This is a genomic window from Pseudovibrio denitrificans JCM 12308 (assembly GCF_001310815.1).
In the GTDB taxonomy this organism is placed as follows: domain Bacteria; phylum Pseudomonadota; class Alphaproteobacteria; order Rhizobiales; family Stappiaceae; genus Pseudovibrio; species Pseudovibrio denitrificans.
On the sequence record NZ_BAZK01000008.1, the window covers coordinates 29916 to 50050 of the forward strand.

A 20135-nucleotide genomic window follows, 5' to 3' on the forward strand; every position below is an offset into this window, starting at 1 on the left:
TCCAGTTAAAGCTTAGGCGAGCAACGATCTGTGAGTCTGCGCATCCTGTGCAATTTACTAGGCATATCGTTTCAGAGCTGGTTCCTTCTGCCGGATCTGCTCAGCAAAGTTGCGCGGTGACATGCCAACTTGCGCTCGGAAGACGCGGTTAAACGTCGACAAATCACGGAAGCCAAACTCGAAGGCGAGTTGTGAAATTCTGAAGTCTTGTCTGGAATGCAAACGGCGGGATAGCTCCCGTTTAAAACGCCCGACACGTACCTTGGCGATCTGCTCGTTACAACTCAGGCCATGTTCCCGAAAGAGCCGGTAAATACTGCTCCGCGACATGCTGGAAAGCTTTGAGAGCTCATCGATATTGAAGTTCTCTTCCAATGCGTTGTCATGAATAAGCGAGAGGAGGAGTTGTAGCTTGTCATAGCCCTCCTGCAAGGTGCTTGTGTCTTCTTCCAGAAACGTTGCACTCACCACATCATGGAAAGCCCCTGACAACAAATGCTGCTTCTGGCTTCCAGGCTGAGCGGACAACAGCATGTTCAGGTGCGCGTTGATCAGTTGGCCAGCTCCAGATACAGCCGAGATTTTGCGCCCGCAGGCGTAGGTAGAGTTGAACTGTTTATGCAGCAGATGGCGAGGGATATGGATAGAGATCTGATCCGATCCAACCTCCCGATTGGCGCGGAAGACTGAGGACTTTACTGAATCAATCAGCGTCATATCACCGGGGCTAGAGAGCAGAGCCGTCTGGCCGTTTTGCTCCAGCTCGGCTTCGCCGCGTAATTGAAGGATCAGGAAGTAATAGGCCTCTCCATCCTTGCTGATATCGGAAGGGCCACGGGTAATCTCTCTGGCATTGTGCGTGACACGGGCGCAGTCTACATCCCCCAGATTCAGCAGCGAGGCATTTCCGGTTACGCTGCCAGTCTCTGTATTGGTGACAAAGTGACCGCAGATTTCAGTCAGCCGTGTGTTCCATTCATCCAGCTCAAATCGACAGGATTGATCTGAAGGTATCTGAATACACACTGGCGCCTCCCCTTACCAAGGGGAATGCTAGAAAGAATCTAAACAGCAATCAAGTCAGATATATGCATTTTCCTATAAATGACAGAAATAATCGGTTTTACCAGCGAGCTCATCATCCGGTCACGTAATAGATTACTCGACTGTATTCATATGATAATACTAGCTATTTCAGCATAAAAATGAGACTTAGCAATCAAACCAAACGACTACTTCATTTATTTTCAAACGATGCTTAATTGCAATTCCATGCGATAGAAGACTACCTATTTTGTGGTCACTCACGTCCCAACGCCCAGTTATGGGCGTACTCCTTGAAGGACTTAAAGACAGGGCTCTGGTACTTCTCAGTGTTGTAAACGAGAGAGAACTGGCGGGTCATCTTGTGTTGGAGGGGAAGGATCGACAGGCGACCATCCTGAACAGCTGCACTGACGGAGCGTCTGGAGAGGACGGCCAATCCAAGCCCTGCAATCACTGCATTCACGATCGCCGTTGTGCTGTTGAGTTCAAACGCCTCAGTCCAGTCGTCCAGCTTAGACCCGACTTCCGTCAGAAAATACTCACGCGTCCCTGATCCCGGTTCCCGGAGCACCCAATTGTTGCCTTCAAGCGCTTCAAGGGCGAGTGGCTCATCAGCATTGGGGCATTGAGAGGGTGCACAAATAACCACCATCTCGTCAGTCATCCATGGTTCCACCTTCAATCGCTTATCGCTGATCTTTGCTTCGATGAACCCGAGATCCAACTCAAAATCCAACAGCATTCGGCAGGTTTTGGTGGAGTTGGAAAGGCTCAAGGATTGATGAAGATATCCGGTGTTTTTGCGGAAATCACCGAGCAAGGTCGGCAGCAGATGATTGCCGATCGTGTAACTGGACCCCACACGCAAATTACCGTTGGTTGCATCCTCGCCCTCAAAGATCTGAGAGATCGCTTCTGCCCGGTCCAACAACTCATCAGCCAGAGGCAGCAAACGGCGCCCTTGCTCGTTTAAGATGAGCTGCTTGTTAGCCCTGTCGAACATCTTACGACCCAGCTGCCGCTCTAACTCCGCAAGCGCCATAGAGATGGCAGACTTGGTCAGGAATAGTTTTTCAGCAGCTGCGGTGATTGAGCCTTCCTGAGTAATAGAAACAAACACTTTAAGCTGACGAAGCGTTATATTCATTCCAATGATACGCCTGTAATTGGGATCACATCATAACGTGTTCAATTTATCTGAACATCCTATTCAATATATTCAGATTTTCAGGACATATCAAATCAGCTAGGAACTTGAGTTGCATAATTAGGTTTTTCACCCTCAGGTTACTGGCATTTTCCATGGATACTCTTCGCAGCAAACTGGCACACGTTCCGGCTCCGCTTGGAGGCCTCGCGCTAGGCATAGCAAGTCTTGGCTGGTCACTGGAAAATGCAGGCAACTTTGGAGGTGCCCTACAACTCACAGGCGCATTGATCTCCGGTGTTTTGCTGGTGCTGTTGCTTGGCAAGATCACCCTTGCACACACTGCTATTTTTGAGGATCTGAAGCACCCAGTGGTTGGCAGTGTCCTGCCTACAACGGCCATGGCGCTGATGATCGTTTCCTATGCCATCGCGCAGTATAGTTTCGCTGTCGGGCAATTGCTTTGGCTGCTGGGAATCGCACTCCATCTCACATTCCTGTGTGCCTTCACATATCATCGGGTGAAGAACTTCAACCTTCAGCACATGGTACCAAGCTGGTTTGTTCCGCCGGTCGGTATCATTGTTGCGGCGGTTTCATTTCCGGGCGGGGTGTTTGAAGGATTTGCCAATGCGTTGCTTTGGTTCGGTCTGGTTGCTTATGCCATCATGCTACCGATGATGCTCTATCGGCTGATCTTTCATCCGGAAGTGCCGGATGCAGCAAAGCCAACCATTGCTATTTTGGCTGCCCCCGCGAGTCTCTCGTTGGCAGGCTACCTGACACTCACCCCAAGCCCATCTCCGATCATGGTTGCGGTTTTAGGTGGTATTGCAGTTGCGATGACAGCATTGATCTATCTGTCCTTCCTGCGCTTGTTCCGCCTGCCATTCTCTCCGGGGTTTTCAGCCTTCACCTTCCCGCTGGTGATTGGCGCAACGGCTCTTTTCAAAACCGTAACGTGGATGGAAAGTCTTGGCGCGAATGCCAGCCTTGTGGCACAAATCAGAGCACTGGCACACATTGAGCTATATGTGGCCGCAGCAGTCGTTCTTTATGTGAGCTTCAAGTACTTGACATTCTTCGTACCAGCTGATGCCAGCACGCGTCACAGAGCAGCAGCCCAACTAACTGGACTTGCTGAACATCTTGGTTTTGTCGAACAGGCTCTCCAGCGTATTCATACGCTCCTTGGTGATCTCCCAGGTGGAAGTCGTCATCGCTTCGATCATGGCTTCCAGAATGAACATGATCACCACGGTGCTATCCCAAGCCGATGGCGCTTCAATGCGGGCGTTGAACACATACTCTGCATTGACCGCTGCTGGTGACGTCCACTGATCTGTAAACACAATCACCACAACGCCTCGTTCCCGAGCCAGATCCACAAAACGCAGAATGTCGTGCTCATATCGGCGGATATCAAACACAACCACCACATCTCCCTCTTTCATGTTCAGAAGGTAATGCGGCCATGTGTTGGAGTTGGAAGCAATGGCGATCACATCATCGCGGATCACCTGCAAGTGCGTAAAGAAGTAATCTGAAAGTGCGCGGGTGATACGGCCCCCAACAATGTGGACAGCACGTTCACGATCTGTGAGCAAACGCACTGCCTGATCGAAGTCCTGCGGGTCAATTTGCTGTAAGGTTTGTTTCAGATTGTCGATGACAGCGTCTGCAAACCTGTTCAGAATATGTGCATCAGGTGCATTTCGGGTCCAGCGTTCCTGTTTGGAGATCGGGTTGGAAATGGTCTCTTCCACCTCTGATCGCAGAGCTGCCTGTAACTCAGAAAAGCCTGCGAAACCAATCTTTTGCGCCATTCTGACAACAGTTGGACCAGAAACATTTGCCGATTTTGCAAGCTCCGAAACACTGCCCAGTCCGCTGACTGGATAATTTGCAAGCAGAGAGACTGCCAACTGGCGCTCTGCACGAGTTAACCCATTAAAATGTCCGCGTAATTTTTCTGCGACGGTCTGTTCATTCGGGTCTCGCACGTCTCTCACCTGCCTCATGTATGTATATTTGCCTAGTTTTTAGGCTTTGTGAAACGTTCCATTCAGATTAGTCTCTTTCGAAACGTTTCTTTCAGAATCTCTTTTACGAATAAAAAGACTGAAAGTACAAGGAAAAACAAGATGCATCGGGGGGACTGTTCTTGTCTGAAGTCAAAATTGACCAGATAGAATCTGTTGGCAACGACATTGTTGAAACGATCAATACAGGAGGAGCAGCTCCGATTGTGTTGGTCTGCGAACACGCATCCAAGTTTATTCCTGCATACCTTGATGGCCTTGGTCTAAGCGAAGAAGCTGCAAGCAGCCATGCAGCCTGGGATCCGGGAGCTCTGGCAGTCGCCGAACTCCTCTCCACCAGACTGAACGCACCCCTGGTCGCTCAACGAGTATCGCGCCTCGTTTATGATTGTAACCGCCCACCGGAGGCCCCAAGCGCCATGCCGGAAAAGAGCGAAATCTTTGAGGTGCCGGGCAATGTCTCTTTGAGCGATGAACAGCGTCTGGACCGGGTCAACAAGTATTACCGTCCCTTCCAAGCCGAAGTGAAACAGGCGATTGATGCCAAACAGGCCTCCGGCCAATTGCCGGTGATGATCACCATCCACTCGTTCACCCCGGTTTACAACGGCAAGAAACGCGCCGTGGAAGTGGGTGTTCTGCACGACAGCGACACACGCTTTGCTGATGCGCTGCTGAACGCACTGTGCCCGTCAGATCTCTACGACATACAAAGAAACGAACCGTATGGGCCAGAAGACGGGGTTACGCATACCCTTGTTTCTCAGGCACAATCCCGCGGCCTGCTAAACGTTATGATTGAGGTACGCAACGACCTTATCGCTAAACGAGCAGACCAGGAGCAAGTTGCAGAGTTGTTGGGAGAGGCAATTCTGCAAGTCCTGCCACAGTTTAGCGCTGAAACAGCTGTGAGCGGGCAGGGGGCAACAACAAAAGCAAGGGCAGCAGATTAAAATGCCAAGGGGAATAGTTGTTTTCGTCAGATGGGTTGACTGGATCAACAAATATGTTGGCCGGTTTGCCATGTACCTCATCTTCGTGATGCTGGGAGTGCTTTTGTACTCCTCCATCGCCAAGACCTTTTTCGCACCACCACTCTGGACGCTGGAAACAGCGCAGTTCACCATGGCCGCCTACTACCTGCTGGGTGGCGCATATTCCATGCAGACGCAATCCCACGTGCGCATGGATCTGTTTTACGGAAGCTGGTCTCCACGACGTAAGGCCATTATGGATGTGATGACCATCCTGCTTCTGATTTTCTACCTCATCTTCCTCCTTTATGGCGGCCTTTCCTCATTGGAATACGCCATCAAATACAGCGAGGAAAGCTATTCGGCATGGGCGCCACCGATGGCCCCGATCAAAGCCGTAATGTGTTTTGGAATTTTCTTGATGCTGCTTCAGGCAATCGCGACGTTCTTTAAGGACTTGGCCGCAGCCCTTGGGAGACCTGCGCCATGAGTTATGAACTGATCGCCATTTTGATGTTCTCCAGCATGATGCTGATGCTCCTCACCGGGCAACGCGTTTTTGCTGCAATTGGTTCCGTTGCTGTTATCGCCGCTCTGCTTCTGTGGGGTGATGGCGGCTCCGAAATTGCCTTCTCCGCCAGTATGAAGCTGATGAAGTGGTACCCGCTCCTCACGCTGCCACTGTTCATTTTCATGGGCTATATGCTCTCTGAGTCAGGCATTGCGGAAGATCTTTATAAGATGTTCCATGTCTGGACAGGTGGCCTGCATGGTGGATTGGCCATCGGCACAGTCGGCCTCATGGTGATGATTTCCGCCATGAACGGTCTGTCTGTGGCCGGTATGGCCATCGGTGCAACCATCGCTCTGCCAGAACTGCTGCGACGCGGTTATGACAAGGTGATGGTGACCGGTGTTATTCAGGCTGGTTCTTCACTGGGCATTCTCGTGCCGCCAAGTGTGGTTTTGGTTCTGTACGGCATGATCGCCCGCCAACCAGTGGGCAAGCTGTGGCTCGCTGGCGCTATTCCGGGTCTGCTGCTGGCGGGTCTGTTTATCCTGTACATCGTCATCCGCTGCCGCCTTCAACCAGAACTGGGGCCAACCCTTTCTGAGGAAGAGCGCAAGGAGATCACATGGGGTGAAAAGATCAGCCTGCTGAAGGCTGGTGTGATCCCGCTGTTCATCTTCTTTGCAATGACAGGCCTGTTCTTAATGGGCGTGACCAGCCTTGTAGAAAGCTCCGCAGTTGGCGCAACGGCTGCAACACTAGCGGCATGGTTCAAAGGACGCCTGTCATTTCACCTACTTCACATCACCACTGAAAAGACACTGCAGATCAGCTGCATGTTCATGTGGATCATCCTGGCCGCACTCGCCTTCGGCGCTGTGTTTGACGGTCTGGGTGCTGTGCGGGCGATTGAGAACTTCTTCGTGGGTGATCTGGGCCTTAGCCCATGGGAGATCCTTCTGCTGATGCAGCTCTCCTACATCGTGATGGGCATGTTCCTGGATGACACCGCCATGTTGGTGATCGTGGCACCACTTTACGTGCCACTGGTGAAAATCCTCGGCTTCGATCTTGTCTGGTACGGCGTGCTTTACACCATCACCTGTCAGATCGCCTACATGACACCGCCATTCGGCTACAACCTGTTCCTGATGCGCGCCATGGCGCCGCCTGAGATCTCTCTGACAGACATCTACAAATCCATCATTCCATTCGTGGCAATCATGGTGTTTGGCTTGGGTCTGGTGACGGTCTTCCCGCAAATCGCGCTCTGGCTGCCGAACCTTTATTACGCACGCTGACATAAGGAGACCTTACCAGCGTAACCATTGAAGTAATGCAAGAATTCCGGATGGAGACAGATAAAAATCACACCCCTCGCAATAAAAAGTCCACCGGTACTGAGGGATCCAGAAATTCATATTCCAAGGGGAATTGAGTATGACGAATAGACGTGATTTTCTTAAGAAAGCCGGTTTGACAACCGTCGCAGCTGCTGGTGCATCTACCTTGCAGCACCGGCTGTTCATGCTGCGGGCCGCCCAATCAAGTGGCGCCTTCAGACATACGCAGGTGCAGCGCTTGCACAGCACGTGATCAAGCCATCCATTGATGCCTTCAACAAGGCAGCAAATGGTGAGATGGAAATCGAGCTGTACTACGCTGACCAGCTGGTACCAACCGGTGAACTTTTCCGCGCCATGCAGCGCGGCACCATTGATGCTGTGCAGTCAGATGATGACTCCATTGCAGCACCAGTAGATGTATCTGTTTTCGGTGGCTATTTCCCGTTCGCTTCCCGTTACAGCCTTGATGTTCCAGCCCTGTTTAACCATTGGGGTCTGAAAGAGATCTGGGAAGAAGCTTATGGCGAAGTAGAAGGCGTTAAGTGGCTTTCCGCTGGTGCATGGGATCCTTGTCACTTCGCAACCAAAGATCCGATCCGCAGCCTTGCAGACCTTAAAGGCAAGCGCGTCTTCACCTTCCCAACTGCTGGCAAATTCCTGACACGCTTCGGCGTTGTTCCGGTCACCCTGCCATGGGAAGACATTGAAGTTGCAATGCAGACCGGCGAACTGGACGGTATTGCGTGGTCCGGTATCACTGAGGATTACACTGTAGGCTGGGCAGACGTGACCAACTACTTCCTCACCAACAACATCTCCGGCGCATGGGCTGGCTCTTACTTCGCAAACGAAGAGCGTTGGAACGAACTGCCAGACCACCTGAAGACTCTCTTCAACCTGTGCATGGACAGCTCTCACTACTACCGCCAGCACTGGTACTGGGCAGGGGAAGCGAAGCTGCGTACGCAGGGTGAAAAGCTGGAGCTGACCTCTATTCCTGATGAAGAGTGGGCAACCGTTGAAGACGAAGCGCTCAAGTTCTGGGACGAGATTGCAGCCAAGTCCGAGCGCAATGCGCGCGTTGTTAAGATCCTGAAGGAATACAACGCAGCAATGGCAAAAGCCGGACGTCCTTACCGCTACGGTTAAGCTGATTATCCAAGAACGGTCGGCCCGGCTCCGGGCTGACCAAGCCACACAGTGAGTAAGCAGTGTCGGTGATGCCATGCAGGAGAGGCGAGGGCATCCGCCGCTTTAACAGGGTCCTCGGGGAACAGGTATGTTGCGAGAAGAAACCAAAAAGACACGTAGAACCGGAAAACTGACCCTCGACGAGCTTCACGAGCTGGTCGATACCGGTGAGATTGACACAGTGATTGCAGCACAGGTGGACATGCAGGGCCGCCTGATGGGCAAGCGTTTTCAGGCAGAATTCTTCGTAAACAGCGCCTGGGAAGAGACCCACAGCTGTAACTATCTGCTTGCAACCGATATGGAGATGGCCACTCCGGACGGCTACAAGGCCACAAGCTGGGAAGCAGGCTATGGCGATTACGTCATGAAGCCAGACCTTGCCACCTTGCGCGTTATTCCGTGGCTGGAAGGCACCGCACTTGTTCTGTGTGATGTGCTGGACCACCACACCCATAAAGAGGTTCCACATTCTCCACGCGCCATTTTGAAACGCCAGGTCGACCGTCTTGAAGGCATGGGCATGACCGCGAACATGGCAACCGAGTTGGAGTTCTTCCTCTTTAAAGAGAGTTTTGAAGAAGCCCATTCAAAGGGTTACCGCGGAATGTCTCCGATTTCCGCCTATAATGAAGACTATCACATCTTCCAGACCACTAAGGAAGAGAACGTGATGCGCGCCATCCGCAACGGCCTAAATGGAGCTGACATTCCGGTCGAATGTTCGAAAGGTGAAGCGGATGCTGGACAGGAAGAGATCAACGTCCGCTATTCCGATGCGCTGACCATGGCTGACCGTCATTCCATCATCAAAAACGGATGTAAAGAGATCGCCTGGCAGCAGGGCCAGAGCGTGAGCTTCATGGCCAAATGGAACTATGATGCAGCTGGCAGCTCTTCTCACGTGCACCAGTCTCTGTGGGGCAAGGATGGCGAGTCGCTGTTCTACGATCCAGCTGGTGAGTATGGCATGTCCAAAATGATGCGCCATTATCTGGCAGGTCTTTTGAAGTACGCTGATGCGATCACCTACTTCCTCGCGCCAAACATCAACTCCTACAAACGCTTTGCAGCTGGCACGTTTGCGCCGACCAAAGCGATCTGGAGCATGGACAACCGCACTGCGGGTTACCGCGTGTGTGGTGATGGCACCAAAGCTGTGCGTGTTGAGTGCCGCGTTGGCGGAGCAGATCTGAACCCATATCTGGCGATGGCCGCTCTTTTGGCTGCTGGCATTGATGGCATCGAGAAGGAAATGGAACTGGAGCCAGAGTTTAGAGGTGATGCCTATGGCGGTGAAGGTGCACGCGAAATTCCAACAACCCTGCGCGATGCCGCAGTTGCAATGAAATCCTCCGAAATGCTTCGCGATGCCTTTGGTGGCGATGTAGTTGATCACTACGCACATGCCGCCAAGATCGAGCAGGATGAATATGACCGCCGTGTAACTGATTGGGAGGTTGCACGCGGATTTGAACGGGCCTGATGTGAACAGCAACTGCTGTGAATGATGAGTTGACCATGACAAAAACACTAAAATGTATTTCGCCGGTAGATGGTTCTGTGTTTGCAGAACGTCCGGTGGCAAGCCAGAAAGAAGCAGAAGCCGTCATTGCCAGTGCCAAGACTGCGCAGAAAGAGTGGGCAGCACGCCCACTCGAAGAGCGCATCAAGTTGGTGATGGCTGGCGTTGCTAAGATTGGTGAACAGAACGACGAAATCGTTCCGGAACTTGCAAAAATGATGGGCCGTCCGGTTCGTTATGGCGGCGAGTTCGGCGGCTTTAACGAGCGCGCCTCATACATGGCAAAGATCGCGGAAGAAAGCCTGAAGCCGATCATCGCGGAAGAGAGCGACAACTTCGAACGTCGCATCGAGAAAGAGCCTCATGGCGTCATTCTTGTGATCGCACCATGGAACTATCCATACATGACCGCGATCAACACAGTGGCTCCAGCCTGATCGCCGGTAACGCCGTGATCCTGAAGCACGCGACCCAGACTCTTCTGGTTGGCGAGCGCATGGCCAATGCCTTTGCTGAAGCCGGTGTTCCGGCAGAAGTGTTCCAAAACCTGTTTCTGGATCACGACACCACGTCTCACCTGATCGCAGGCCGCAATTTCGGCTTTGTGAACTTCACCGGCTCCGTTGGCGGTGGCCGTGCAATTGAGACAGCTGCTGCTGGCACTTTCACTGGTCTTGGCCTTGAGCTGGGTGGTAAAGATCCGGGCTATGTTATGGATGATGCAGATGTTGAGGCTGCGGCTGAAACTCTCATCGATGGCGCCATGTTCAACTCCGGCCAGTGCTGCTGTGGTATTGAGCGTATTTACGTGCACTCTTCCAAATACGATGCATTTGTGAAGAAGGCTGTCGAGATCGTTTCAGGTTACAAGCTCGGCAGTCCGCTGGACGAGGAAACCACCATTGGCCCAATGGCACATGTTCGCTTTGCGGATGTCGTGCGCAAGCAGGTTGCAGATGCGGTTGAGCAGGGCGCGAAGCCAATGATCGACGCAAGTCTCTTCCCGGAAGATGATGGTGGTGCGTATCTGGCTCCGCAGATCCTCGTGGACGTAAACCACGACATGGAAGTGATGCGCGAAGAGAGCTTTGGCCCAGTGGTCGGCATCATGAAAGTGGAGAGTGATGAAGAAGCGATCCGCCTGATGAACGACAGCCATTACGGCCTGACAGCCTCTCTTTGGACCCAAGACCCTGCACGGGCAGCGAAAATAGGTGCGCAGATCGAGACAGGTACTGTCTTCATGAACCGCGCTGATTATCTGGATCCGGCACTCTGCTGGACCGGCTGCAAAGACACAGGTCGCGGTGGTGCTCTCTCTGAGATCGGTTATCAGAACCTGACCCGTCCAAAATCCTACCACCTCAAAAAGGCATAAGAACAATGACGTTGACAGCAAACTGGAGCTACCCAACCGCAATCCGCTTTGGTGCCGGACGCATTAAGGAACTCGCCGAAGCTTGTGCAGCTGCAGGCATCAAAAAGCCTTTGCTTGTAACCGATAAGGGCCTGGCAAACCTGCCGGTTACCGCAAGCACTTTGGACGTGATGGAAGAGGCTGGACTTGGCCGTGCCATGTTCAGCGAAGTTGACCCAAACCCGACTGAAATCAACCTGGAAGCAGGTGTTGCAGCTTTCAAGGCTGGCGGTCATGACGGTGTCATCGCGTTTGGTGGTGGCTCCGGTCTTGATCTGGGCAAACTGATCGCGTTCATGGCGGGTCAGACCCGTCCGGTCTGGGATTTTGAGGACATTGGCGACTGGTGGACCCGCGCGGATGCGGATGCGATCTATCCAAATATCGCAGTTCCAACAACGGCTGGTACCGGTTCTGAAGTTGGCCGTGCGAGTGTGATCACCAACTCAGAGAGCCATGTTAAGAAGATCATCTTCCATCCGAAGATCCTGCCAAGCGTTGTGATCTGTGATCCTGAGCTGACTGTTGGCATGCCGAAGATGATCACCGTGGGCACTGGCATTGATGCGTTTGTGCATTGTCTGGAAGCGTACAGCTCTCCATTCTACCACCCGATGTCACAGGGTATCGCGCTGGAAGGCATGCGTCTTGTGAAAGAGAACCTGCCGAAAGTCGTTGAAAATCCAAATGATATCGAAGCACGCGGTCACATGATGAGTGCGGCAGCCATGGGCGCAGTGGCCTTCCAGAAAGGTCTCGGTGGCATTCACGCGCTGGCTCACCCGGTTGGTGCGGTTTACAACACTCACCACGGCCTGACCAATGCTGTGATCATGCCGACTGTGTTGAAGTTCAACCGTGGTGCAATTGAAGAACGGATCGAGAAGCTGGCGGCTTATCTTAATATCGAGGGCGGTTTCGATGGCTTCTTTGATTTTGTTATGAAAATGCGGGCGGACATGGGCGTTCCGGAGACCTTGAGTGAGCTGGGTGTTGGCACTGACAAGATCGACGTGCTGGCGGAAGAAGCGATCAAGGATCCAAGCGCCGGTGGCAACCCTGTAGAGCTGACGCTGGAGGCCGCGAAAGCTCTGCTCATTGAGGCCATCGGAGAGCAGGTTTCCGCCTGATTTCCTGTTGAGCACCAAATGCTTAGCCCCGCAGAGTTTCTAGCTCTGCGGGGCTTTTTTATGCCTCAAAGGCTGCGTTTATTCCGGTAGTTCGGTACAACGCATCAGATAGTCATAGGCGTCCGGGCTCAGTTCTGGACCAAGAACTCGTTTCAAATCAGCATTGTAGTCGCCAAGCCATTTGATTTCAGCGCGGGTGAGATCAACCATATTGAGCATCTGCGGCTCAATCGGGATGTAAGAGAGGTTGCGGAACGCGAGGAAACCATCGTCTTCCTCAACGATCTCAAAGAGGTTCTCAATCCGGATACCGTATTGATCTGCAACGTAATATCCCGGTTCAATGGACATCACCATACCAGCGACCAGATCCACCGGATTGTATGGTTTGCCGATACGCTGCGGTTGCTCATGGACGGAGAGGAAGTGACCGATGCCGTGGCCGGTGCCGTGGTCGTAGTCCAGACCCAAATCCCAAAGTGGGCGGCGGGCGAAACCATCGATGTGATGGCCTTGCGTGCCTTTCGGAAATCGCAGAGATGCCAGCGCGACAAAGCCTTTGAAAACAGCGGTGTAGGCGCGTTTGAACTCCTCTGAAGTTTCCGTAAACGCAAAGGTACGCGTCGCATCGGTCGTGCCATCCTGATATTGCCCACCAGAATCCAGCAGATAGGTATTCTCTGGCAGGATTGCCGTGTTGGACGCTTCCGTGGCTGCGTAATGGCACATGGCGGCGTTGCCAGCGGCAGCGGAGATGCTTCTAAAGCTCGGATATACAAAGTCTTTCTGGCGTTGACGCTCCATCAGGATGCGTTCTTCCGCTTCCAGCTCATGCACCGGATCTTCTGCTTCAGCACGCTGCGGGACTTCCCGTTTCAGCCAGGCGGAGAACTCTGTCCATGCGATACCATCTCGTATATGGCAATCACGCAAGCCTTTGAGCTCACTCTCATTTTTCTTCGCCTTGGTGAGAGTAACGGCTCCCGGTTTCATCAGGGGAACACCGCCAGCAGCCTGAACGGCGAGGCGGGTGGCGACAGGGGAGAACATCGGATCGATGAGAACCTGCGTTCCTTTATCCGTCATTTTCTCCAGAGAACTGATGAAGCTGGACGGGTCTGCGGTTTCAACATTCTCCAGCTCATACTCGCTCAAGTCATTGGAAAGCTTACGGGAAACGACGAACCAATTGGCGGAACCATCATCCTTCAGCAGGAGGAATGAATGCGGGATCGGGTTGAACTCAACATCATCACCGCGCACGTTTAAAAGCCAGGCGATGTTGTCTGGTTGGGTTTCCACCAGCACTTTTGCACCTGCATCTTTCAGCTGCTTGGCAATCTCGCAGCGTTTCTCCAAGCTGGTTTTGCCAGCTTTTTCAAGGGAATACGGTGTGATTGGCGAGAGTGGTTTTTCCGGTTGGTCAGCCCAGACTGCATCAATGAGGTTGCTGTTGGTGGCGACCAGTGCGGCGCCTGCATCTTCTGCTCCGCCCGCAAAGCGATCCCACCAGGCGGAGGGGATAAGCATCGGGTCAACGCCGATTTGCTGACCGGCCTTCATATTGGCGGAAATCCAGTTTTCCAGTGGTTCATCAAAGATATGCTGGTAGGAGAACAGATCACTGCTGCATTGGTTGCGCACCTGCACGGTGTAGCGACCGTCAACGAACATAACCGCTTGATCTGCCGTGATAATCGCCAGACCTGCGGAGCCAGTGAAGCCGGTTGCCCATGCCAGTCGCTCATCATGCGGGGCGCAATATTCCCCCTGATGCTCATCAAACCGGGGGATGATGACTCCGTCCAGCCCCTTGTTCTTCAACTCGGTGCGGATGAGGTTCAAGCGGTCTGTGGTTGTCTCAAACTTCTGATTTTCCAACATTTTCTGCTCGACTATTTGATGGGGTTCGTCGCTGATAAAAGAGCTTCGGCATGATGACAAGCCACTCTACCCAGCTCATCCATTGCCCTCAATCTGGGAATTTCACTCTGACACCGGCCAGATGCATGGGGACATCTGGCATGGAACGCGCAGCCCTTGGGTACATTGAGCGGGCTGGGCAGTTCGCCGGAGATTGACGGGCGAGTATGGCGTTTGTCGGGATCAAGAGAAGGTGCTGCTGCCAGAAGAGCTTTGGAATAGGGGTGTCTTGGGGCGTTGAAGAGCTGTTCGGAGTCTCCGATTTCAACAATTGATCCCAGATAAATCACTGCAACTCTGTGGGATACATGGCGCACAAGTCTTAGATCATGGGCCACGAACAGGATCGTCAGGCCCAGCTTTTCCTGCAGTTCCAGCAGCAGGTTCACCACCTGCGCCTGCACGGAAACATCCAGCGCTGACACCAGCTCATCTGCCACAAGCACCTCCGGCTCAACCGACAAAGCGCGCGCAATGGCAATGCGTTGGCGTTGTCCTCCTGAAAACTCGTGGGGGAGCTTATCCGCAGCATCTTGCGGCAGGCGGACCAAATCCAACAGCTCGGCTATGCGGGTTTCGATCTGCTCGGGAGGGCGCATGTTGTGAACGCGCAGGGCTTCGCTCAGCACTTGCCGCACTGTCATGCGGGGATTGAGGGAGGAGTAGGGGTCCTGAAACATCATCTGGACCTTGCGGTTATACTCCCGCAATGCACCGGCATCTTTGGCGGCAACCTCTTGCCCATCATAGCGAATGGTGCCTTTGTCAGCCTCATAAAGACGGGCCAGACAGCGCGCTAAAGTGGACTTTCCGCAGCCGGATTCACCAACAATGCCAAGGGTTTCACCCCGTTTCACCTCAAGGCTTACCCCATTAAGTGCTTTGACGATGCGTTTTTCTTTGCGTTGAATTGCGTCGAAGAGGGTTCTTTTGAGCGGAAAGTGTAAATGCAGGCCCTCAACTTCCAGAACCGGAGCTTCATAGATCATGCCAGCACCTCCTCACGAATGTCTGCCGTGAAATGACAGGCCGACGAAATTCCATCCCCCAAAACCGCCAGTGGTGGTTTGGTACCAAGACACACATTTTCTGCCTTGAGGCAGCGCGGTGCGAAAGCACATCCTTTGGGCAAGGCATCCAGTGCCGGTGGTGTGCCGGGAACAGAGTACAGTGGTGTGCGGGGGGGAATGTTTTCTGGTACCGACTTCAGCAAGCCGAGCGTGTAAGGGTGCTGAGGCCGTTTCAGCACATCGCGGACAGAGCCGGTTTCTACCAATCGACCAGCGTACATCACTGCCACGCGATCACAGGTTTGCGCGACCACGCCCAGATCATGGGTCACCAGCACAATCGCCATGTTGAGGTTTTTGGCCAGTGACAGCAGCAGCTGAAGGATCTGATCCTGAATGGTCACGTCCAAGGCTGTGGTCGGTTCGTCCGCGAGCAACAATTCTGGATTGGACGCCAGCGCAATGGCGATCATCACCCGTTGGCGCATACCGCCGGAGAACTGGTGCGGAAAGTCCTTAATCCGGGACGCCGCGCTTGGAATGCCGACCATGTCCAGCAGCTCAATGGCGCGGGCTGTGCGGGCACGGCGGTCCAGATCCGTGTGAGCCTTCAGGTTCTCCTCAATCTGCAAGCCAACGGTAAGCAGCGGGTTGAGAGACGTCATAGGCTCCTGAAAGATCATGGAGATCTGGCTGCCACGCACAGATTGCAGCTGCTTGTCCGTGCGGGCCAGAAGATCCTCACCCTTCCAGTAAACACTGCCCTCTACCGTCCCGTAGTCACGGGCAAGGCCGATGATAGAGCGCTGGGTGATGGACTTGCCGGAGCCGCTTTCTCCCACCAGACCAAGCACTTCACCAGCACGCACATCAAAGGAGATGCCATCAACAGCACGCAAAACGCGGCCCTTGCTGTGAAAGGTGGTGGTGAGATCGCGAACCTGGAGCAGGCTCTCGTTTTGGTTGGTCATCACGATGCCCCCCGTGGTCTGAGAACATCGGCAAGGCTGTCACCGACAAGTGAGAACCCGAGCCCTGTCAAAACAATCGCGATCCCCGGCATCAGGCTCATCCACCACGCCGTGGTGATGAAGTTGCGGCCTTCTGCGATAAGCACGCCCCATTCCGCTTGCGGTGGCTGCGCACCAAGCCGAGATAGCCAAGAGAGGACCCAAGCAGGATGGCGAGCGCCATATCGGTCATCCAATAGGTGATCAGCGGTGTGGTGGCGTTGGGCAGCAGATGCCGGAAAATGATGCGGGTGGAGGAGTAGCCCATCACCTTTCCGGCAGAGGCATAGTCATTGGTCATCTGCGTCATGATTTCAGCGCGGGTGAGGCGGGCATAATAGACCCACTGTACCAGCGTCACCGCCACGTACATGTTGGTCAGTCCCGGTCCCAGAACCGCTACAACTGCAATGACCAGCACCAGAAACGGGAAGGTGATGGTGACGTCGACCAACCGGCCAAACAGCACATCAGCAATGCCGCCGTGATAAGCGACCAGCGATCCGACAATCACGCCAATCACCATGGCAAAGAAGGTTGCGAAAAACGCAATCTGCATATCCACCTGATACGCCCAGATGACTCGGGAAAGCGTGTCGCGGCCCAGATTGTCCGTGCCAAACGGATGGGCCCAGCTTGGTGGTTGCTGAATGGCCATGAAGTCAAAGGCATTGGATCATACGGCGCAAACGCCCATGGGAACACGGCAAGCAGGATGGATGACGACAGAATGAAGAAGCCAAGCAGGAAGCCGGGGCGCAGCAGCGCCTTCACCCGTGGGTGGAGCTTTTTCTTCTGCTGTGTAGTGGCTTGAAGGGTATCGAGTTGGGTCATGACAGGCGCAACCTCGGATCAAGCCATGCCTGCACCATATCGGTGAACAGAAACACGAGAGAAACCATAACGGCGAAGGTGAGCGTGAGCCCCTGAATCAGCGGGTAATCACGGGCAAAAATCGCCTCCAGCATCAACCGGCCAAGGCCGGGCACTGCAAAGACGGTTTCCGTCACCAGCGTCCCGCTCATCAGGTTGCCGATGGAAAGGCCCAGCAGGGTGACGGTGGAAATGAGCGCGTTGCGCAGAACATGTCGGCCTAAAATGACACTGCGGGACAAGCCTTTCGAACGGGCAAACTGCACATACTCCGCATCCAGCACCTCAATCACCGCTGAGCGCAGGTTCCGCATGATGATGGCGGAGGTGTAAAGGGCGACCGTCAAGGCAGGCAGCATCAGGTGGTGCAAGTGCTGCAGGAAGGTTGTGCCGTAACCACCAACCGGAAACAGGCGTAGGGACGCAGCCAGAAAGGTGAGCAGCAGCAGGCCGATGTAAAACACAGGTGTTGAAAGGCCCACCTGAAAGCCACTGCGGATGGCAATGTCGAGCATGCCGTTCTTGTTGAGCGCAGCGACAAAGGCCAGAGGGCCGGCAATAAGAATAGAAAGGCAAACCGCATAGATGGTGAGGAATGCAGTGACAGGAATGCGCTCCAGAATAACTTCCAGAACAGGGGCTTTGAGGAGAATGGATGTGCCCATATCTCCGGTCAAAGTGTTCTTTACAAAATAGAGGAACTGCATGGGCAGCGGTTCATTTAACCCGAGTTTTTGGCGGATGAGTTCCAGCTGAGCTTCGGTGGCTTTGGCATCGGCCATGGCAATGGCCGGATCCCCTGGCAGCATACGCACCAGCAGAAAGATAACGACCATCACAAGAAGAAAGGTCGGAATGATCTGCAACAGGCGTGACACCAGATAGGAAAGTGACGACATTCCTGATCCCTAGTAGAGGCTTAACAGTGAGAGCCGAAGCGCCGGAGTAACGGGATTGACGCTTCGGCTTTCCGGATTGCATGGGGCAGGTGGTCTGGTCCTGCCGTGTTTGAACAGACCAGCCCGCCCGGTTCAAATTGCACCCGGCCAACCTGTTGACGCAGGCCGGGCACACCCAGAGGAGGAGTTATTTTGCAATCCACGCCGAGGAGAACTCATTGTTCCCCAACGGTGTCTGGAGATAGCCGTTCACGTTGGCAGACAGCGCAACAGCAAATGGCGTTTCATAGAGGAACAGTAGCGGGGCCGCATCGCGGTAGATTTCCTGCATGCGCTTGTACTGCTCGCTGCGCTTTTCCGGGTCGATCTCGGTGTTGGAGGCTTCGAACAGCGAGTTGAACTCCGCATTGTTCCAGCCAGTCCCAACAGCCTTGCGGGTTGGGTAATAGCCGAGCCAACCAGCAACCTGTGCCGGATCGTTCACGTCGTTCACCCACCCGTAGGTGTGAACATCAAACTCGCCGGAGCGGTTCTTTGCGCCGCGGGTCGGGTTATCAACCTGCTCCACTTTCACGTTCACGCCAATAGCGCCCCACATCTGCTGAATGGCGGCAAACAGAGTTGCGTCATCTGAAGAGCCAGCAAGGGTGGTCAGAGTGATTTCTGCGCCTTCCAGACCAGATGATTTAGCCAGTTCTTTCGCTTTGGCAGGGTCGTATGGGTAAAGCGGACCGCCATCATGTGCCAGCTGAGTGGTCGAGGCCATCAGCGGTGATGTCATGGACTTGCCGGTGCCATGGGTGATCAGCTGAACCAGTGCGCCCTTGTTGGTTGCGTAGTTCAACGCCTGACGCGCTTCTTTGGTGGCCATTGGATTTGGTGAGCCATCCGCGCGGGTTTCACGAGCGTTGATTGGGGCGTAGATGATGCGGGTGGATGGGAACAGCTCCATGTTGATCGCAGGATCTGCCTTCAGCTCTGCCACGCGGGAGAATGGCACGAACTCAGCGCCGTTCACTTCACCCGCCTGCAATTTCAGGATACGGGTCGCATCATCCGGGATCACCACAAAGCTGACTTCATCCAGATACGGCAAAGGCTTGCCATCTTCGCCCTGACGCCAGTAATGCGGGTTAGCGGAGAAGGTCATGGTGCTGCCGCGGGTACGGTCTTTCAGCGTGAAGGGGCCGGAAACCGGTGTGCCCGGCGCGAACAGGGCAGTTGCTTTTTCCTGATCATTGGCACCTGGAGCAGCCTCAAACGCGGCCTTGGACACGATCGCGGTGTTGAAGGTTGCCAGAATGGAGATGATAGTCGGATCAGGGTTCTTCATGGAAAGCGTGACACCATTCTTGGTCTCAGTGATGCTTTCGACAGAGCCCAGCAGGCCGGACCATGGACCGAAGTCCGGATTCACGGCACGTTCCAGTGAGAACTTCACGTCTGCCGCAGTAATCGGGGAACCATCGGAAAACTTGATGCCATCGCGCAGGGTGATGGAGATGGTTTTACCATCCGCAGAAACCTCGTAACCGGACGCCAGACCCGGCACAATGGTTTTGCCATCTGCCTTGGTGCGCAGAAGAGTGTCATAGAGGTTTGTGACCATCCAGATATCTGGGTTACGGTCGGCATACACCGGATCAACCAGATTGGAATCATCATAGCGGGCGAAGGTGAGCGTGCCGCCACGTTCTACGGCCTGAGCCGAATTGATGGCGAGCATCGACACGCCTGCAAGCGCGGCAATCAATAAAGTCTTCATGATAGTCCCCTCAATTGATACACGCCGGGCCTGCTTATTATTTTATGATGCATGGTGGCGTGCAGGTGGTGGCCTCTCCCAATAATTCCATTAGCCACCGGTGATATATCAGTATTATCTCTGATATATCTCTGTTTGCAAGAGGCAAAACTCATTAAAGAAAAATTTTCATGACAACAAATCTATGCAGAGAGATAGTTTAGAAGTGAAATATTGCTGAAATTACAGTTTCACTGAGAGAAACTTGCGCTGAATATTGCAGTAATTCTTAGAGCGGCTTCCGAAACTCTCGGGACCAAACAATTGATTTATTCTGGAATGAGTG

General features: G+C 53.6%; 13 protein-coding genes and 4 pseudogenes. 8 read left to right on the top strand and 9 right to left on the bottom strand.

Features of this window, described 5'->3' with window-relative positions; translation table 11 throughout:
- Positions 1-57: 57 nt before the first annotated feature.
- Together JCM12308_RS11755 and JCM12308_RS11760 are read right to left on the bottom strand one after the other, a co-directional pair.
- The gene (locus tag JCM12308_RS11755; RefSeq protein ID WP_054783850.1) at positions 58-1026 is read right to left on the bottom strand and encodes an AraC-like ligand-binding domain-containing protein; all 969 of its coding nucleotides are present in this window, start codon (positions 1024-1026) and stop codon (positions 58-60) included.
- A 274-nt stretch (positions 1027-1300) separates the two neighbouring features.
- Entirely contained in the window at positions 1301-2194 is an 894-nt protein-coding gene (locus JCM12308_RS11760) for a LysR substrate-binding domain-containing protein (RefSeq protein WP_054783851.1), read from the bottom strand.
- A 155-nt stretch (positions 2195-2349) separates the two neighbouring features.
- On the opposite strand from JCM12308_RS11760, the pseudogene JCM12308_RS11765 reads away from it, so the two are divergent.
- Positions 2350-3201: pseudogene (locus JCM12308_RS11765) on the top strand (TDT family transporter); the annotation flags it as partial.
- Between the two features lie 120 nt (positions 3202-3321).
- Here the strand turns inward: JCM12308_RS11765 and JCM12308_RS11770 are convergent.
- A complete protein-coding gene (locus tag JCM12308_RS11770) occupies positions 3322-4215 on the bottom strand; it encodes a MurR/RpiR family transcriptional regulator (RefSeq protein WP_050773947.1) in 894 nt (297 codons plus the stop codon).
- Positions 4216-4358: 143 nt separating this feature from the next.
- On the opposite strand from JCM12308_RS11770, the gene JCM12308_RS11775 reads away from it, so the two are divergent.
- From JCM12308_RS11775 to JCM12308_RS11805, 7 genes and pseudogenes are all read left to right on the top strand, one after another.
- Entirely contained in the window at positions 4359-5189 is an 831-nt protein-coding gene (locus tag JCM12308_RS11775; RefSeq protein ID WP_054783852.1) for an N-formylglutamate amidohydrolase, read from the top strand.
- 1 nt (position 5190) lies between these two features.
- Positions 5191-5700, top strand: a complete 510-nt coding sequence (locus JCM12308_RS11780; RefSeq protein ID WP_008551036.1) for a TRAP transporter small permease subunit — start codon at positions 5191-5193, stop codon at positions 5698-5700.
- The gene (locus tag JCM12308_RS11785) at positions 5697-7022 is read left to right on the top strand and encodes a TRAP transporter large permease (protein ID WP_054783853.1); all 1326 of its coding nucleotides are present in this window, start codon (positions 5697-5699) and stop codon (positions 7020-7022) included. The genes JCM12308_RS11780 and JCM12308_RS11785 overlap by 4 nt, the downstream gene beginning before the upstream one ends.
- Positions 7023-7161: 139 nt before the next feature.
- Positions 7162-8216: pseudogene (locus tag JCM12308_RS11790) on the top strand (TRAP transporter substrate-binding protein).
- 130 nt (positions 8217-8346) lie between these two features.
- Positions 8347-9744 (top strand): glutamine synthetase family protein, encoded by a 1398-nt coding sequence (locus JCM12308_RS11795; RefSeq protein WP_054783854.1) that lies wholly within the window; start codon positions 8347-8349, stop codon positions 9742-9744.
- Positions 9745-9779: 35 nt separating this feature from the next.
- Positions 9780-11161, top strand: a pseudogene (locus JCM12308_RS11800) (aldehyde dehydrogenase family protein).
- 5 nt (positions 11162-11166) lie between these two features.
- Positions 11167-12330, top strand: a complete 1164-nt coding sequence (locus JCM12308_RS11805) for an iron-containing alcohol dehydrogenase (RefSeq protein WP_054783855.1) — start codon at positions 11167-11169, stop codon at positions 12328-12330.
- Between the two features lie 78 nt (positions 12331-12408).
- On the opposite strand, the gene JCM12308_RS11810 is transcribed toward JCM12308_RS11805, so the two are convergent.
- The 6 genes and pseudogenes from JCM12308_RS11810 to JCM12308_RS11835 all read right to left on the bottom strand — a co-directional run bounded on the left by JCM12308_RS11810 (position 12409) and on the right by JCM12308_RS11835 (position 19810).
- Complete coding sequence (locus tag JCM12308_RS11810) at positions 12409-14214, bottom strand: aminopeptidase P family protein (protein WP_054783856.1); 1806 nt, start codon at positions 14212-14214, stop codon at positions 12409-12411.
- Positions 14215-14225: 11 nt separating this feature from the next.
- Positions 14226-15242 carry an ABC transporter ATP-binding protein gene (locus JCM12308_RS11815; RefSeq protein ID WP_054783857.1) on the bottom strand — a complete coding sequence of 339 codons (1017 nt, stop codon included), beginning with the start codon at positions 15240-15242 and terminating at the stop codon, positions 14226-14228.
- A complete protein-coding gene (locus JCM12308_RS11820; RefSeq protein WP_054783858.1) occupies positions 15239-16234 on the bottom strand; it encodes an ABC transporter ATP-binding protein in 996 nt (331 codons plus the stop codon). Before JCM12308_RS11820 ends, JCM12308_RS11815 begins: the two co-directional genes overlap by 4 nt.
- A pseudogene (locus tag JCM12308_RS11825) lies at positions 16234-17107 on the bottom strand (ABC transporter permease). The gene JCM12308_RS11820 and the pseudogene JCM12308_RS11825 overlap by 1 nt, the downstream one beginning before the upstream one ends.
- Complete coding sequence (locus JCM12308_RS11830; RefSeq protein ID WP_008550998.1) at positions 17104-18045, bottom strand: ABC transporter permease; 942 nt, start codon at positions 18043-18045, stop codon at positions 17104-17106. The pseudogene JCM12308_RS11825 and the gene JCM12308_RS11830 overlap by 4 nt, the downstream one beginning before the upstream one ends.
- 187 nt (positions 18046-18232) lie before the next feature.
- Complete coding sequence (locus JCM12308_RS11835; protein ID WP_008550886.1) at positions 18233-19810, bottom strand: ABC transporter substrate-binding protein; 1578 nt, start codon at positions 19808-19810, stop codon at positions 18233-18235.
- Between the last annotated feature and the right edge of the window lie 325 nt (positions 19811-20135).